The sequence below is a fragment of the Pseudomonas sp. BF-R-01 genome (assembly GCF_019946615.1).
In the GTDB taxonomy this organism is placed as follows: domain Bacteria; phylum Pseudomonadota; class Gammaproteobacteria; order Pseudomonadales; family Pseudomonadaceae; genus Aquipseudomonas; species Aquipseudomonas migulae.
This window is the reverse complement of the sequence record NZ_JAGYFX010000017.1, coordinates 19,513-35,610: the sequence shown is the minus strand read 5'-3', so window position 1 is coordinate 35,610 and position 16,098 is coordinate 19,513. Positions and strand designations below refer to the sequence as shown.

The following is a 16,098-nucleotide window of genomic DNA, read 5'->3' as shown; positions in this document are numbered from 1 at the left end:
TGGGACAACGTAAACGCCGATCATACCCGCATTAAGAGAAGCTGCGAAGCAGCATCGCGAGAAAGCTGACCATGGTTGAAAATAGCGAACTACGCAAAGCCGGTCTCAAAGTGACCCTTCCACGGGTCAAAATTCTGCAAATGCTCGATTCCGCCGAGCAACGCCACATGAGTGCCGAGGATGTTTACAAGGCGCTGATGGAGGCTGGTGAGGACGTCGGTCTGGCCACGGTTTACCGTGTACTGACTCAGTTCGAGGCAGCTGGCCTTGTGGTGCGGCACAACTTCGACGGAGGCCATGCGGTCTTCGAGCTGGATGACGGCAAGCATCACGACCATATGGTCAACGTCGAAACCAGCGAAGTGATCGAATTCTTCGACGAAGAAATCGAGCGCCTGCAGAAAGCCATCGTCGACAAGTACGGTTTCGAGATGGTCGATCACAATCTGGTGCTGTACGTGCGCAAGAAAAAGTAAGCATGTCGCGCGAATTTCACATTCGCGAAACGAACGAAGGCGACCCCAGGGTCGCCTTCGTGCTGTCTGCCGTTCTTAAATCTTTGCGGTAACGACCATTTTTTTCGCGTGCGCCAGGGATTCCTTGGTGAGGTCGATGCCGCCGAGCATCCGCGCGACTTCTTCAACGCGATCATTCTTGCTCAGTTTGGAGACGGCCGTGTGGGTCGCCTCTTCGCCACGCACCTTGTGCACAAACAGATGCTGATGCCCTTGCGCCGCTACTTGCGGCAAGTGAGTCACTGTCAGTACCTGTCCGCGCTCACCGAGGCGACGCAGTAGCTGGCCGACAATCTCGGCCGTCGGGCCGCCAATGCCGACGTCCACTTCGTCGAATACCAGGGTGGGTACCCGTGAGGTCTGTGCGGTGATCACCTGAATCGCCAGGCTGATCCGCGACAGTTCACCGCCCGAGGCTACTTTGGCCAACGCTTTCAAGGGCTGGCCGGGGTTGGCGCTGACCAGCAGTTCTACCTGTTCGAGCCCGTTAGGCAGCAGCTCATCGCTGCTGTTGGGGCGCAACTCGATGGTGAAGCGGCCGCCGGGCATGCCCAGTCGCTGGATTTCCTGCTCTACGGCGCTGGCCAGGCTGCTGGAGGCCTGGTGGCGCAGATCGCTCAGTTCGCGAGCCTTTTCTTGATAATGGCGGGCATAAGAGGCCAGTTCATCGCTCAGGCGCTCGATGGATTCATCATTGGCATTGAGGGTTTCAATTTCATCCAGCAAGCGCTGCTGCATCTCGGCGACCTCGGTCGGCTGGATGCGGTGCTTGCGCGCCATGGTGTAGATCGCATCGAGGCGTTCTTCCAGGTACTGCAGGCGCGCCGGGTCGGCATCGAAGTTATCGAGGAAGCGATTCAGTTCGCCCACGGCCTCTTCAACCTGGATCTGCGCACTGGTCAGCAAGCTGCTGGCTTCACCCAGTGCGCCGATCGAGTTGTTCACGCTCGACAGGCGGTTGAGGCTGGCGGTCAGGGCGTTCAGGACATTGCCTGAATCACTTTCGCTGCATTGTTCGACCACTTGCCGGCAGATGCCCAGCAGGGTTTCGGCGTTGGTCAGGTTCTTGTGTTCCTGCTCCAACTGCTCCAGCTCGTTGTCACCGAGGCCGAGATTTTCCAGCTCTTCGAGTTGATAGCTGAGCAGTTGATGGCGGGCGCGTTGTTCATCGCCGGAGTTGGAGAGGCGCTCCAGTTCCTGGCGAGTCTGGCGCCAGCGTTGGGCGGCCAATTGCACCTGGCGGGCAAGGTCGGTGGCGCCGGCGTATTCGTCGAGCAGGCGGCGGTGAGTATCGGTCTTGAGCAGGGATTGGTGCTCGTGCTGGCTGTGGATATCGATCAGCAACTCACCCAGGGCCTTGAGATCACCAAGCGGGCAGGGCGTGCCATTGATATAGCCGCGGGAGCGCCCTTCGGCGGTGATCACCCGGCGCAGAATGCACGGGCCGTCGCTTTCAAGGTCGCGCTCGGCCAGCCAGGCACTGGCTTCGGGAATATCGACCAGGTCGAAGGTGGCCAGGATGTCGGCCTTGTCGGCGCCTGGGCGGACCACGCCACTGTCGGCGCGATCGCCCAGGGTCAGGCCGAGGGCGTCGAGCATGATCGACTTGCCGGCGCCGGTTTCCCCTGTGATCACACTCATCCCGCGATCGAGTTCGAGATCGAGATGTTCAACGATGGCGTAATTGTGTACGGACAGGTGCACCAGCATAAAGGCCGCTCCCAGGCTTTAGGTCTGGTTATTTATACAGTGTTTTATTTGCGGCTGACAATGCCCTCTCTTAGCTCGATTTGATTGATCCGACGAAATCGTTAGCGCATCGGGAAATGACAATGCAGCTGTTTTTTGTAGGGTTAATCACAACAAACCCCTTGAAGCTGATTTTTGCGGCCCCATATAGCTGGGCAGAAGCGCGAGTTGAGCTCGCGGACGATATTGAAAGGAGAAATCTATGGCTGACGAACAGACAGTGGATACGCAAAATCAAGAAGCCAACCAAGGCTCCGCGGCTTCGGGTGAAGACCTCGCGGCTCGTGTACAAGTGCTCGAAGAGCAACTGGCAGGCGCGCAGGATCAGGCTTTGCGTGTTGCCGCCGATCTGCAGAACGTCCGCCGTCGCGCCGAGCAGGATGTTGAAAAGGCTCACAAATTCGCTCTGGAAAAATTTGCCGGTGATCTGCTGCCGATCATCGACAGCCTTGAGCGTGGTCTGGAGTTGTCCAACCCGGACGATGAAAGCATCCGCCCAATGCGCGAAGGCATCGAGCTGACCCTGAAAATGTTCCAGGACACCCTGAAGCGTTATCAGCTGGAAGCGATCGATCCGCATGGCGAACCGTTCAACGCCGTTCTTCATCAGGCAATGGCCATGCAGGAAAGCGCTGACGTCGAGCCGAACAGCGTGCTCAAGGTGTTCCAGAAGGGCTATCAGCTCAATGGTCGTCTGCTGCGCCCGGCCATGGTCGTGGTCAGCAAGGCACCGGCACCGGTTTCGCCTTCGATTGACGAGCAGGCTTGAAATTAGCCGCAAGGCCCCCATTTAGAAGTCAAGCGTTTAAGTGCTACCGCAGTTAGCCACCACTGCTGCGGCAACCAAATCCAAAGTTTCGGGAGAGTGAACATGGGCAAAATTATCGGTATCGACCTGGGGACTACCAACTCCTGCGTCTCCGTGCTTGAAAACGGCGTAGCCAAAGTTATTGAAAACGCTGAAGGCGCGCGTACCACGCCGTCGATCATCGCTTACGCCAACGACGGCGAAATCCTCGTTGGCCAGTCGGCCAAGCGTCAGGCTGTGACCAATCCGCACAACACCCTGTATGCGGTGAAGCGTCTGATCGGTCGTAAGTTCGACGAAGAAGTCGTACAGAAAGACATCAAGATGGTCCCTTACAAAATCGCCAAGGCTGACAACGGCGACGCTTGGGTTGAAGTGAACGGCCAAAAAATGTCGCCGCCACAGATCTCGGCTGAAATTCTGAAGAAAATGAAGAAGACCGCCGAAGACTACCTCGGCGAGCCAGTGACCGAAGCGGTGATCACCGTTCCGGCCTACTTCAACGACAGCCAGCGCCAGGCGACCAAAGACGCCGGCCGCATCGCGGGCCTGGACGTTAAACGTATCATCAACGAACCAACCGCAGCCGCTCTGGCTTACGGTATGGACAAGGCGAAAGGCGATCACACCGTGATCGTTTACGACTTGGGCGGCGGTACTTTCGACGTTTCCGTGATCGAAATCGCTGAAGTCGATGGCGAGCACCAGTTCGAAGTATTGGCCACCAACGGTGACACGTTCCTGGGCGGTGAAGACTTTGACATTCGTCTGATCGACTACCTCGTCGACGAATTCAAGAAAGAAAGCGGCATGAACCTCAAAGGTGACCCGCTGGCCATGCAGCGCCTGAAAGAAGCCGCTGAGAAAGCCAAGATCGAACTGTCTTCGAGCATGTCGACCGACGTGAACCTGCCGTACATCACTGCAGACGCCACCGGTCCTAAGCACTTGAACGTGAAAATTTCCCGCGCCAAGCTGGAAGCGCTGGTTGAAGACCTGGTTCAACGCACCATCGAACCTTGCCGCATCGCTCTGAAAGACTCCGGCATCGAAGTTGGCTCGATCAACGACGTGATCCTGGTAGGCGGTCAGACCCGTATGCCACTGGTTCAGAAGCTGGTGACCGAGTTCTTCGGTAAAGAAGCACGTAAAGACGTGAACCCGGACGAAGCCGTTGCCATGGGTGCTGCTATCCAGGGCGCCGTATTGGCCGGTGACGTGAAAGACGTTCTGCTGCTGGACGTCAGCCCGCTGACCCTGGGTATCGAAACCATGGGTGGCGTGATGACCGCGCTGATCGAGAAAAACACCACGATTCCTACCAAGAAATCGCAAGTGTTCTCGACTGCCGACGACAACCAGGGCGCCGTGACCATCCACGTGCTGCAAGGCGAGCGTAAGCAAGCCGCCCAGAACAAGTCCCTGGGCAAGTTCGACCTGGCCGAGATTCCACCAGCACCACGTGGCGTGCCACAAATCGAAGTGACCTTCGACATCGACGCCAACGGCATCCTGCACGTAGGCGCCAAAGACAAGGCCACCGGCAAGGCTCAATCGATCGTGATCAAGGCAAACTCCGGTTTGTCCGATGAAGAGATCGAGAAAATGATTCGCGATGCTGAAGCGAACTCCGAGGAAGACCGCAAGTTCGAAGAGCTGGCCACTGCCCGCAACCAGGGCGATGCACTGGTTCACTCGACTCGCAAAATGGTCACTGAGGCAGGCGATAAAGTGACTGCTGAAGAGAAGACTGCAATCGAAGCTGCTGTTGTTGCTCTGGAAGCCGCTGTTAAAGGCGACGACAAAGCTGCAATCGAAGCCAAGGTTGAAGAGCTGTCGAAAGTCTCCGCTCCAGTGGCGCAGAAGATGTATGCCGAACAGGCTCAGCCTGCTGAAGGCGCAGCACCGCACGACGAAAAAGCTGAAAAAGCCGACGACGTTGTCGATGCCGAGTTCGAAGAAGTCAAAGACCACAAGTAAGTTGTTGGTCGCCCGGTTGACTGCCTTTAGGCGGTGACTGGTAGGATGTCGCCGCGCGGGAGCCTGCTCCCGCGTTGGCGTGTCTGGAGTACACGAATTTTTACAGCATGCGACAAGTTCGTGTGCTGGTGGTATGGCCGGGAATGCTCCTGCTTTTCGAGCCGAAAGTACCGCAGTGAATCAAAGACCAGGATCGTTGAATTGACGTGAGTTGGGTCCGGGCCTGTATTGGGGCTCAACGAGTTCGGCAGGGCTCAGGAGAGGTTTGCCGAACGTCCTTAAGAGTGCAAAGACTTATGGCAAAGCGTGACTATTACGAAGTATTGGGTGTTGAGCGTGGCACAAGCGAAGCGGACCTGAAAAAGGCCTACCGTCGCTTGGCGATGAAGCACCACCCGGACCGTAATCCCGATGACAAAGCGTCGGAAGAGATGTTCAAGGAGGCCAACGAGGCCTACGAAGTGCTGTCCGATTCCAGCAAGCGCGCGGCGTACGACCAATACGGTCATGCCGGTGTCGACCCAAGCATGGGCGGCGGCGGTGCCGGGTTTGGCGGTCAGAATTTCTCCGACATCTTTGGCGATGTCTTCAGTGACTTCTTCGGTGGCGGTCGCGGCGGTGCTCGTGGCGGCGCTCAGCGCGGCAGCGACCTGCGTTACACCCTGGAACTGAATCTGGAAGAAGCGGTACGCGGTACCACCGTGAATATCCGCGTTCCGACACTGGTCAACTGCAAGCCGTGCGATGGCTCGGGTGCCAAGAAAGGCTCTTCGCCAGTCACTTGCCCGACGTGCGGCGGTATCGGTCAGGTCCGCATGCAGCAAGGTTTCTTCTCGGTGCAGCAGACCTGCCCGCGCTGCCATGGCCAGGGCAAGATCATTTCCGACCCGTGCAACTCCTGCAACGGCGACGGTCGCGTTGAAGAGTACAAAACCCTTTCCGTGAAAGTGCCGGCCGGTGTCGACACCGGTGACCGCATTCGTCTGTCCGGCGAAGGCGAGGCGGGCGCTCAGGGTGGTCCGACGGGCGATCTGTACGTGGTGATCAACGTGCGCGAGCACGCGATCTTCCAGCGTGACGGCAAGCATCTGTTCTGCGAAGTGCCGATCAGTTTCGTCGATGCGGCGCTGGGTGGCGAGCTGGAGATTCCGACCCTTGATGGTCGGGTCAAACTGAAAATCCCTGAGGGGACTCAGACCGGCAAGCAGTTCCGTGTTCGCGGCAAAGGCGTTGCGCCTGTGCGTGGCGGCGGTGCCGGTGACTTGATGTGCCGTGTTGCGGTGGAAACCCCAGTCAATCTGGGTCGTCGTCAGCGCGAATTGCTGGAAGAGTTCCGTAGCTCCCTGGCGGACGACAATAGCCATTCGCCGAAAACCACCGGTTGGTTCGAAGGCGTGAAGCGCTTCTTCGGCGATCTGTAAGGAGTGAGCATGCGACGTATAGCTGTGATGGGCGCCGCTGGCCGCATGGGCAAGATCCTGGTTGAAGCGGTGCAGCAACGTGCACCGCTGACCGGTCTGACAGCCGCCATCGTGCGCCCCGGCAGCACGCTGATTGGCGTGGATGCTGGCGAGCTGGCTTCGCTGGGGCGTATCGGTGTGCCGTTGTCCGGTAACCTGGATGCGGTCGCGGATGAATTCGATGTGTTGATCGATTTCACGCTGCCGGAAGTCATGCTGAAAAACCTGGCGTTCTGCCGCAAGGCGGGCAAAGCCATGGTCATCGGTACGACGGGGCTCGACGCTGCGCAGAAGCAGTTGCTGGCCGAGGCGGGCAAGGACATTCCAATCGTGTTCGCGGCGAATTTCAGTGTCGGTGTGAACCTGTCGCTGAAGCTGCTCGACATGGCTGCCCGCGTGCTGGGCGATGACGCCGATATCGAGATCATCGAGGCGCATCATCGGCACAAGATCGATGCGCCTTCCGGCACCGCCCTGCGTATGGGTGAGGTAATTGCCAGTGCGCTGGATCGTGACCTGCAGAAGGTCGCGGTCTACGGGCGTGAAGGTCACACCGGTGTGCGCGAGCGTGAAACGATCGGTTTTGCCACTGTGCGCGGCGGTGATGTGGTCGGTGATCACACCGTGCTGTTCGCCTGTGAGGGCGAGCGCCTGGAAATCACACATAAGGCGTCCAGTCGCATGACCTTCGCCAAGGGCGCTGTACGTGCGGCGTTGTGGCTGGACAGTCGTGAGCCTGGCCTCTACGACATGCAAGACGTGCTCGACCTGCGTTAAGATGCAGCCGAAACCGGGTTCCAACATTGCGTTTGGGCCCGGTTTTATTACGCCAAGCGACGTCCTGTCGCATTCTCCGGCCTTTAGGGCTCATTGGCGGTAGACCAAAAAAGCCTTTTTCTGTAAGCTACAGCTTTAGTGTGTCCACTAAAAGCGCGCAGAATAATTCAGTGAAGAAGCGGGGTGACGTGTCCATACGTCACTCCGCTTTTTTACAACCTGCGATCGCCCTTTCAGGCTTTATTTACGGGAGGTCTTCTTGACTAAGCCAGCCATACTCGCCCTTGCTGATGGCAGCATTTTTCGCGGCGAAGCCATTGGAGCCGACGGTCAAACCGTTGGTGAGGTGGTGTTTAACACCGCAATGACCGGCTATCAGGAAATCCTTACCGATCCTTCCTACGCCCAACAGATCGTTACCCTGACTTACCCGCACATCGGCAACACCGGCACCACGCCGGAAGACGCCGAGTCCGACCGCGTCTGGTCCGCTGGCCTGGTCATCCGTGACCTGCCGCTGGTTGCGAGCAACTGGCGAAACACGATGTCCCTGTCCGACTACCTGAAAGCCAACAACGTTGTGGCAATCGCCGGTATCGACACCCGCCGCCTGACGCGCATCCTGCGTGAGAAAGGCGCGCAGAACGGCTGCATCATGGCCGGTGACAACATTTCCGAAGAAGCGGCCATCGCCGCGGCTCAAGGCTTCCCGGGCCTCAAAGGCATGGACCTGGCGAAAGTCGTCAGCACCAAGGAAACCTACGAGTGGCGCTCGACTGTCTGGGAGTTGAAAACCGACAGCCACGCGACCATCGACGCTTCCGAGCTGCCGTACCACGTGGTTGCCTACGACTATGGCGTCAAGCTCAACATCCTGCGCATGCTGGTCGAGCGCGGTTGCCGTGTGACCGTGGTGCCGGCGCAAACGCCTGCCGCTGACGTGCTGGCGATGAAGCCGGACGGCGTGTTCCTGTCCAACGGCCCTGGCGACCCGGAGCCTTGCGACTACGCGATCCAGGCGATCAAGGACGTGCTGGAAACCGAGATTCCGGTATTCGGCATCTGCCTCGGTCACCAACTGCTGGCCCTGGCCTCCGGCGCCAAGACCCTGAAAATGGGCCACGGCCACCACGGTGCCAACCACCCGGTCCAGGATCTGGACAGCGGCGTGGTGATGATCACCAGCCAGAACCACGGTTTTGCCGTAGACGAAGCGACCCTGCCAGCCAACGTTCGTGCGATTCACAAATCGCTGTTCGACGGCACCCTGCAAGGCATCGAGCGTACCGACAAGAGCGCCTTCAGCTTCCAGGGTCACCCGGAAGCCAGCCCTGGCCCGAACGACGTAGCGCCATTGTTCGATCGCTTCATCAACGAAATGGCCAAGCGACGCTGATCGCTCGCCTTGATGCAGCAAAGCTTGAGGGCGGTCCCGACATCGGCGGCCCCCTCAAGGCTTCAAAGATTGAACAAGACGGCTTGCCGACTGACCTGCGGATTTGAGTGACAAACCCATGCCAAAACGTACAGACATTAAAAGCATCCTGATTCTCGGCGCTGGCCCGATCGTTATCGGCCAGGCCTGCGAATTCGACTACTCCGGCGCCCAGGCCTGCAAAGCCCTGCGCGAAGAGGGTTACCGCGTCATCCTGGTGAACTCCAACCCAGCGACCATCATGACCGACCCGGACATGGCCGACGCCACCTACATCGAACCGATCAAATGGCAGACCGTTGCCAAGATCATCGAGAAAGAGCGTCCGGACGCGCTGCTGCCAACCATGGGCGGCCAGACCGCTCTGAACTGCGCACTGGACCTGGAGCGCGAAGGCGTTCTGGAGAAGTTCGGCGTAGAGATGATCGGCGCCAACGCTGACACCATCGACAAGGCTGAAGATCGTTCGCGTTTCGACAAGGCAATGAAGTCCATCGGTCTGGACTGCCCGCGCTCGGGTATCGCCCACAGCATGGAAGAGGCCAACGCCGTTCTTGAGCGCCTGGGCTTCCCGTGCATCATCCGTCCGTCCTTCACCATGGGCGGCACCGGCGGCGGTATCGCTTACAACCGTGAAGAGTTCGAAGAAATCTGCGCCCGTGGTCTGGACCTGTCTCCGACCAAAGAGCTGCTGATCGACGAATCCCTGATCGGCTGGAAAGAATACGAGATGGAGGTTGTCCGCGATAAGAAGGACAACTGCATCATCGTCTGCTCCATTGAAAACTTTGACCCGATGGGCGTGCACACCGGTGACTCGATCACTGTTGCGCCGGCACAGACCCTGACGGACAAGGAATACCAGATCATGCGTAACGCCTCCCTGGCGGTACTGCGCGAGATCGGCGTGGAAACCGGCGGCTCCAACGTTCAGTTCGGCATCTGCCCGGACACTGGCCGCATGGTCGTCATCGAGATGAACCCGCGGGTATCCCGTTCCTCGGCCCTGGCCTCGAAAGCCACCGGTTTCCCGATTGCGCGTATCGCTGCCAAGTTGGCGATCGGCTATACCCTGGACGAGCTGCAGAACGAAATCACCGGGGGCGCTACTCCGGCGTCGTTCGAGCCGTCGATCGACTACGTCGTCACCAAGCTGCCACGTTTCGCTTTCGAGAAATTCCCGAAAGCCGACGCACGCCTGACCACTCAAATGAAATCGGTCGGTGAAGTCATGGCCATCGGCCGGACCTTCCAGGAATCCCTGCAGAAAGCCCTGCGCGGCCTGGAAGTGGGTGTTTGCGGCCTGGACGAGAAGCTCGACCTGGGCAACCCGGAAAGCATGAGCATCCTCAAGCGCGAACTGACCGTGCCGGGCGCCGAGCGCATCTGGTACGTGGCTGACGCCTTCCGCGCCGGCCTGTCGGTCGAAGACATCTTCGGCATGAACATGATCGACCCGTGGTTCCTGGTGCAGATCGAAGATCTGATCAAGGAAGAAGAGAAGGTCAAGACCCTGGGTCTGGCCAGCATCGACCGCGACCTGATGTTCAAGCTCAAGCGCAAAGGCTTCTCGGACATGCGTCTCGCCAAGCTGCTGGGCGTGACCGAAAAAGCTTTGCGTCGCCACCGTCACAAGCTGGAGATCTTCCCGGTCTACAAGCGCGTTGACACCTGCGCTGCCGAGTTCGCCACCGACACCGCCTACATGTACTCGACTTACGAGGAAGAGTGCGAAGCCGCGCCGTCGGGCCGCGACAAGATCATGATCCTCGGCGGCGGTCCAAACCGTATCGGCCAGGGCATCGAGTTCGACTACTGCTGCGTACACGCGGCACTGGCTCTGCGCGAAGACGGTTACGAGACCATCATGGTCAACTGCAACCCGGAAACCGTTTCCACCGACTACGACACCTCCGATCGCCTGTACTTCGAACCAGTAACCCTGGAAGACGTGCTGGAAATCTGCCGGGTCGAGAAGCCGAAAGGCGTAATCGTCCAGTACGGCGGCCAGACTCCACTGAAACTGGCTCGCGCCCTGGAAGAAGCCGGCGTGCCGATCATCGGCACCAGCCCTGACGCCATCGACCGTGCCGAAGACCGTGAGCGCTTCCAGCAAATGGTTGAGCGTCTGAACCTGCGTCAGCCGCCAAACGCCACCGTGCGCAGCGAAGACGAAGCGATTCGTGCCGCGGCCAAGATCGGCTACCCGCTGGTAGTGCGTCCGTCCTACGTACTGGGCGGCCGTGCGATGGAAATCGTCTACGAAGAAGAAGAACTCAAGCGCTACCTGCGTGACGCAGTGAAAGTGTCCAACGACAGCCCGGTGCTGCTCGACCACTTCCTCAACTGCGCTATCGAAATGGACGTGGATGCAGTTTGCGACGGCACCGACGTGGTGATCGGTGCGATCATGCAGCACATCGAGCAGGCCGGTGTTCACTCCGGTGACTCCGCATGCTCCCTGCCGCCGTACTCGCTGCCTGCGCACATCCAGGACGAGATGCGCGAACAGGTCAAGAAAATGGCCCTGGAACTGGGTGTTGTCGGCCTGATGAACGTGCAGTTGGCGCTGCAAGGCGAAGACATCTACGTCATCGAGGTCAACCCGCGCGCTTCCCGTACCGTACCGTTCGTGTCGAAGTGCATCGGTGTTTCCCTGGCAATGATCGCGGCACGCGTCATGGCCGGTAAAACCCTGAAAGAAATCGGCTTCACCAAAGAAATCATCCCGAACTTCTACAGTGTGAAAGAGGCGGTCTTCCCGTTCGCCAAATTCCCTGGCGTGGACCCGATCCTGGGCCCAGAGATGAAGTCCACCGGTGAAGTGATGGGCGTGGGCGACACCTTCGGCGAAGCGTTCGCCAAGGCTCAGATGGGCGCCAGCGAAGTGCTGCCGACCGGCGGTACCGCGTTCATCAGCGTGCGTGACGACGACAAGCCACTGGTTGCAGGCGTGGCCCGTGATCTGATCAACTTGGGCTTCGAAGTGGTTGCCACTGCCGGTACTGCCAAGCTGATCGAAGCCGCAGGCCTGAAAGTGCGCCGTGTGAACAAGGTGACTGAAGGTCGTCCGCACGTGGTCGACATGATCAAGAATGACGAAGTCACCCTGATCATCAACACCACCGAAGGTCGCCAGTCGATTGCTGACTCGTACTCCATTCGTCGTAATGCCTTGCAGCACAAAATCTACTGCACCACCACCATTGCTGCTGGCGAAGCCATCTGCGAAGCGCTGAAGTTCGGTCCCGAGAAGACCGTACGCCGCTTGCAGGATCTACACGCAGGATTGAAGGCATGATCAAGTACCCAATGACCGTCCAGGGCGCGAAAGCCCTGGAAGAAGAACACGCTCACCTGACCAAGGTCGTCCGCCCGAAGCTCAGCCAGGACATCGGTACGGCCCGGGAATTGGGTGACTTGAAGGAAAACGCCGAATACCACGCTGCTCGCGAGCAGCAAGGTATGGTCGAAGCGCGGATTCGTGACATCGAAGGCCGGATTCAGAATCAGGTCATCATCGACGTCACGAGCATTCCTCACACCGGTAAAGTGATTTTCGGCACCACCGTTGAAATCGCCAACGTCGAGACCGATGAGCGCGTCACTTACCACATCGTGGGTGAGGACGAGGCTGACTTCAAACTCGGCAAGATTTCGGTAGGTTCGCCATTGGCCCGCGCCTTGATTGCCAAGGAAGAGGGTGATGTGGTTGCCGTGAAAACGCCGGGTGGCGTTATCGAGTACGAGATTGTCGAAGTCCGTCACATCTAAAAGAAGGCGCCCGCTGCGTGCGGGCGCCATGCTTTGGCAGCTGACTCAGATGTTGTGGGTCGGCGGCTTGTGGCTGTTACACATCGGTCTGCTGCCGGTGCTGGGCCAAATTGGCCTGGCGCCGCTGCTGATCGAAGAAATTGCAGGCATGCTGAATGCGCTGATGGTGGGGTTCGCCTCGGCGTGTGTAATTTTTCAGGCTTTGGTGCTGGTTCAGGCCGAGGGCCTTGCCAGTCTATGGCGCGATATTCGCGGGCAACTGCTAATGATGGCGCTGTATGCGTGCGCGATGTTTTTCGCGGTGCGTGTCGGCTGGCCGGATGCAGTGCGTTGGCAAGTGTTCAGCTATCTTGTTCTGGGCTTTTCCGGGCTGGTGCTGGTCTTGCAGCCGGTACCGGGATGGAGCGGCAGGGTGCGCGAAGCACACCCTTGACCCTTGCCATCACTTGAAGCGATGGACGTTCGACAGCTGCTTGTTGACGCTGAAGTTCTTGCGGTAAATCAGTGCCATCTTGCCGATGACTTGAACCAGATCCGCTTTGCCGACCTTGCAGAGTTCTGCAATGGACGCCAGGCGCGATTCGCGATCGAGGATGTTGAGCTTGATCTTGATCAGCTCGTGATCCGCCAAAGCGCGTTCAAGTTCGGCTAACACACCTTCAGTCAAACCGTTGTCAGCCACAATCAAAACTGGTTTCAGATGGTGGCCAATGGATTTGTACTGTTTCTTCTGCTCTTGAGTGAGCGGCATAATCTGACCCTTTCGTCTGGATTCTGTAAAATGGCGGCCATTTTACCCGAGGGCTCGTGGATCCGCCCAACTAATCACGACCCTTATCATCGAGGTGCCCAATGGCGCGTTCCAAGACAAGCCTTGGTTGGCTGAAAAGACATGTCAATGATCCCTATGTGAAGCAGGCGCAGAAGGATGGTTATCGCTCGCGTGCGAGTTACAAGCTTCTGGAGGTCCAGGAGAAATACAAGCTGATCCGTCCGGGTATGAGCGTTGTCGACCTGGGAGCGGCGCCCGGCGGCTGGTCGCAGGTCACCAGTCGGCTGATCGGTGGTCAGGGGCGCCTGATCGCCTCGGACATCCTGGAAATGGACGGCATTCCGGACGTGACTTTCATCCAGGGTGACTTCACCGAGGACAAAGTGCTCGCTCAGATCCTTGAAGCCGTCGGTAATTCACAGGTGGACCTTGTGATTTCCGATATGGCCCCCAATATGAGTGGTACGCCTGAAGTGGACATGCCAAAAGCCATGTTTCTATGTGAGCTGGCTCTTGATCTGGCTGCCCGGATACTCAAGCCGGGTGGTAATTTCGTGATCAAGGTGTTTCAGGGCGAAGGGTTTGATGCTTACGTGAAGGACGCTCGTCAGAAATTCGACAAGGTCCAGATGATCAAGCCGGACTCTTCCCGTGGCAGTTCCCGCGAGCAATACATGCTGGCTTGGGGCTACCGCGGCCGTAGTGAGTAAATCGAGGTTTTTTTGCGGGGCGATAGGTTTTTCGTATTTCGCCTTGTGGGAATTAGCGAATATTGTGTAGGAAGTGTTTCACAAAGGGTTACAGACGGCGCCTGCCAGTGTTGTAGGTAATGTAGTAAGTTAGGCCGGTGAATATCATGCGAAGCGCGCGCCATTAGCGGCGCTTGCTTCAGAGGGTAGTTAATTGAACGATATGGCAAAGAATCTGATCCTGTGGTTGATCATCGCGGCTGTCCTGGTGACAGTGATGAACAACTTCTCCAGCCCTAACGAGCCGCAGACCCTCAACTATTCCGACTTCATCCAGCAGGTCAAGGATGGCAAGGTCGAGCGCGTAGCCGTTGATGGCTATGTGATTACCGGTAAGCGCAACGATGGCGACAGCTTCAAGACCATTCGTCCTGCGATCCAGGACAACGGTCTGATCGGCGATCTCGTGGACAACCACGTGGTAGTCGAAGGCAAGCAGCCTGAGCAGCAAAGCATCTGGACTCAACTGCTGGTCGCGAGCTTCCCGATCCTGGTGATCATCGCCGTGTTCATGTTCTTCATGCGGCAGATGCAGGGCGGTGCCGGAGGCAAGGGCGGGCCGATGAGCTTCGGCAAGAGCAAGGCGCGCCTGCTCTCCGAAGACCAGGTGAAAACTACCCTGGCTGACGTTGCCGGTTGCGACGAAGCCAAGGAAGAAGTCGGCGAGCTGGTCGAATTCCTCCGCGATCCGGGCAAGTTCCAGCGTCTGGGCGGCCGCATTCCTCGCGGCGTGCTGATGGTCGGTCCTCCAGGTACCGGTAAAACCTTGCTGGCCAAGGCAATTGCCGGTGAAGCCAAGGTGCCGTTCTTCACCATTTCCGGTTCCGACTTTGTCGAAATGTTCGTCGGTGTCGGTGCCAGCCGTGTTCGCGACATGTTCGAACAAGCCAAAAAACACGCGCCATGCATCATCTTCATCGATGAAATCGACGCCGTCGGTCGCCACCGTGGTGCCGGCATGGGCGGTGGTCACGATGAGCGTGAGCAGACTCTCAACCAGTTGCTGGTAGAGATGGACGGCTTCGAAATGAATGACGGCATCATCGTCATCGCTGCAACCAACCGTCCGGACGTACTGGACCCTGCGTTGCTGCGTCCGGGCCGTTTCGACCGTCAGGTTGTGGTCGGGCTGCCGGATATCCGCGGTCGCGAGCAAATTCTCAAGGTCCACATGCGCAAAGTGCCAATGGGTGACGACGTCGCTCCGGCCGTGATCGCTCGTGGTACGCCTGGTTTCTCCGGTGCCGACCTTGCCAACCTGGTGAACGAGGCGTCGCTGTTCGCCGCCCGCACCGGCAAGCGCATTGTCGAGATGAAAGAATTCGAACTGGCGAAAGACAAGATCATGATGGGCGCCGAGCGCAAATCCATGGTCATGTCCGAGAAAGAGAAGCAGAACACCGCTTATCACGAAGCAGGCCATGCCATTGTTGGTCGCGTCGTGCCTGAGCATGATCCGGTCTACAAAGTGTCGATCATCCCGCGCGGTCGTGCGCTGGGTGTGACCATGTTCTTGCCGGAAGAAGATCGCTACAGCCTGTCCAAGCGTGCGTTGATCAGCCAGATCTGCTCGCTGTACGGCGGCCGTATCGCTGAAGAGATGACTTTGGGCTTTGACGGTGTCACCACTGGTGCATCCAACGACATCATGCGTGCCAGTCAGATTGCACGGAACATGGTGACCAAGTGGGGTCTGTCGGAGAAACTCGGTCCATTGATGTACGCCGAAGAAGAGGGCGAAGTGTTCCTCGGTCGCGGCGGCGGTGGTCAGAGTGCAAGCTTCTCCGGTGAGACAGCCAAGCTGATCGACTCCGAAGTGCGCAGCATCATTGACCAGTGCTACGGCACGGCCAAACAGATCCTCACGGATAACCGTGACAAGCTCGACGCCATGGCTGATGCCCTGATGAAGTACGAAACGATCGATGCCGATCAGATCGACGACATCATGGCGGGTCGTACGCCTCGCGAACCTCGCGACTGGTCGGGCGGCACCGGTACCTCCGGAACGCCTCCGGTGGTACAGGATGAGCGCCCGGAAACACCGATCGGCGGTCCGGCTGCTGACGTTTAAGGTTT

At 58.4% G+C, this 16,098-nt stretch carries 13 protein-coding genes; 11 read left to right on the top strand and 2 right to left on the bottom strand.

Going from position 1 to position 16,098, the window contains the following annotated elements:
• The first annotated feature begins 71 nt into the window (after positions 1-71).
• Positions 72-476, top strand: coding sequence for a ferric iron uptake transcriptional regulator (gene fur, locus KGB27_RS09400; RefSeq protein WP_003197684.1), 405 nt, complete (start codon positions 72-74; stop codon positions 474-476).
• Positions 477-551: 75 nt separating this feature from the next.
• Here fur and recN read toward each other — a convergent pair whose 3' ends face one another.
• Positions 552-2,225: a DNA repair protein RecN gene (recN, locus tag KGB27_RS09395; protein ID WP_007942901.1), complete on the bottom strand. Its 1,674-nt coding sequence runs from the start codon at positions 2,223-2,225 to the stop codon at positions 552-554.
• 241 nt (positions 2,226-2,466) lie between these two features.
• Between recN and grpE the strand changes: the two genes are divergently transcribed.
• The 8 genes from grpE to KGB27_RS09355 all read left to right on the top strand — a co-directional run bounded on the left by grpE (position 2,467) and on the right by KGB27_RS09355 (position 12,931).
• Entirely contained in the window at positions 2,467-3,033 is a 567-nt protein-coding gene (grpE, locus tag KGB27_RS09390) for a nucleotide exchange factor GrpE (protein WP_008029789.1), read from the top strand.
• A gap of 102 nt (positions 3,034-3,135) precedes the next feature.
• On the top strand, positions 3,136-5,052 hold the full coding sequence (gene dnaK / locus KGB27_RS09385) for a molecular chaperone DnaK (RefSeq protein WP_008029786.1): 1,917 nt from the start codon (positions 3,136-3,138) through the stop codon (positions 5,050-5,052).
• A 296-nt stretch (positions 5,053-5,348) separates the two neighbouring features.
• Positions 5,349-6,473, top strand: coding sequence for a molecular chaperone DnaJ (gene dnaJ / locus KGB27_RS09380; protein WP_008029785.1), 1,125 nt, complete (start codon positions 5,349-5,351; stop codon positions 6,471-6,473).
• A 9-nt stretch (positions 6,474-6,482) separates the two neighbouring features.
• Entirely contained in the window at positions 6,483-7,289 is an 807-nt protein-coding gene (gene dapB, locus KGB27_RS09375) for a 4-hydroxy-tetrahydrodipicolinate reductase (RefSeq protein ID WP_008036522.1), read from the top strand.
• 259 nt (positions 7,290-7,548) lie between these two features.
• On the top strand, positions 7,549-8,685 hold the full coding sequence (gene carA / locus KGB27_RS09370; RefSeq protein WP_008029779.1) for a glutamine-hydrolyzing carbamoyl-phosphate synthase small subunit: 1,137 nt from the start codon (positions 7,549-7,551) through the stop codon (positions 8,683-8,685).
• A 118-nt stretch (positions 8,686-8,803) separates the two neighbouring features.
• Positions 8,804-12,025 (top strand): carbamoyl-phosphate synthase large subunit, encoded by a 3,222-nt coding sequence (gene carB, locus KGB27_RS09365; protein ID WP_008029777.1) that lies wholly within the window; start codon positions 8,804-8,806, stop codon positions 12,023-12,025.
• Entirely contained in the window at positions 12,022-12,498 is a 477-nt protein-coding gene (gene greA / locus KGB27_RS09360) for a transcription elongation factor GreA (RefSeq protein ID WP_008029775.1), read from the top strand. The genes carB and greA overlap by 4 nt, the downstream gene beginning before the upstream one ends.
• A 28-nt stretch (positions 12,499-12,526) precedes the next feature.
• A complete protein-coding gene (locus KGB27_RS09355) occupies positions 12,527-12,931 on the top strand; it encodes an MFS transporter (protein WP_192227690.1) in 405 nt (134 codons plus the stop codon).
• A 9-nt stretch (positions 12,932-12,940) separates the two neighbouring features.
• On the opposite strand, the gene KGB27_RS09350 is transcribed toward KGB27_RS09355, so the two are convergent.
• Positions 12,941-13,249 (bottom strand): YhbY family RNA-binding protein, encoded by a 309-nt coding sequence (locus KGB27_RS09350; RefSeq protein ID WP_007942889.1) that lies wholly within the window; start codon positions 13,247-13,249, stop codon positions 12,941-12,943.
• 101 nt (positions 13,250-13,350) lie between these two features.
• Here KGB27_RS09350 and rlmE point away from each other — a divergent pair, with 101 nt between their 5' ends.
• Positions 13,351-13,980 (top strand): 23S rRNA (uridine(2552)-2'-O)-methyltransferase RlmE, encoded by a 630-nt coding sequence (rlmE, locus tag KGB27_RS09345; RefSeq protein ID WP_008029769.1) that lies wholly within the window; start codon positions 13,351-13,353, stop codon positions 13,978-13,980.
• Positions 13,981-14,182: 202 nt separating this feature from the next.
• Positions 14,183-16,093, top strand: a complete 1,911-nt coding sequence (gene ftsH, locus KGB27_RS09340) for an ATP-dependent zinc metalloprotease FtsH (RefSeq protein ID WP_032828773.1) — start codon at positions 14,183-14,185, stop codon at positions 16,091-16,093.
• The last annotated feature ends 5 nt before the right edge of the window (positions 16,094-16,098 follow it).

Excerpts from the sequence above, each read along its gene's own strand:
- fur (WP_003197684.1), top strand. The coding sequence starts at position 72 with ATGGTTGAAAATAGCGAACTACGCAAAGCCGGTCTCAAAGTGACCCTT.
- recN (WP_007942901.1), bottom strand. The coding sequence starts at position 2,225 with ATGCTGGTGCACCTGTCCGTACACAATTACGCCATCGTTGAACATCTC.
- grpE (WP_008029789.1), top strand. The coding sequence starts at position 2,467 with ATGGCTGACGAACAGACAGTGGATACGCAAAATCAAGAAGCCAACCAA.
- dnaK (WP_008029786.1), top strand. The coding sequence starts at position 3,136 with ATGGGCAAAATTATCGGTATCGACCTGGGGACTACCAACTCCTGCGTC.
- dnaJ (WP_008029785.1), top strand. The coding sequence starts at position 5,349 with ATGGCAAAGCGTGACTATTACGAAGTATTGGGTGTTGAGCGTGGCACA.
- dapB (WP_008036522.1), top strand. The coding sequence starts at position 6,483 with ATGCGACGTATAGCTGTGATGGGCGCCGCTGGCCGCATGGGCAAGATC.
- carB (WP_008029777.1), top strand. The coding sequence starts at position 8,804 with ATGCCAAAACGTACAGACATTAAAAGCATCCTGATTCTCGGCGCTGGC.
- greA (WP_008029775.1), top strand. The coding sequence starts at position 12,022 with ATGATCAAGTACCCAATGACCGTCCAGGGCGCGAAAGCCCTGGAAGAA.
- KGB27_RS09355 (WP_192227690.1), top strand. The coding sequence starts at position 12,527 with ATGCTTTGGCAGCTGACTCAGATGTTGTGGGTCGGCGGCTTGTGGCTG.
- KGB27_RS09350 (WP_007942889.1), bottom strand. The coding sequence starts at position 13,249 with ATGCCGCTCACTCAAGAGCAGAAGAAACAGTACAAATCCATTGGCCAC.
- rlmE (WP_008029769.1), top strand. The coding sequence starts at position 13,351 with ATGGCGCGTTCCAAGACAAGCCTTGGTTGGCTGAAAAGACATGTCAAT.
- ftsH (WP_032828773.1), top strand. The coding sequence starts at position 14,183 with ATGGCAAAGAATCTGATCCTGTGGTTGATCATCGCGGCTGTCCTGGTG.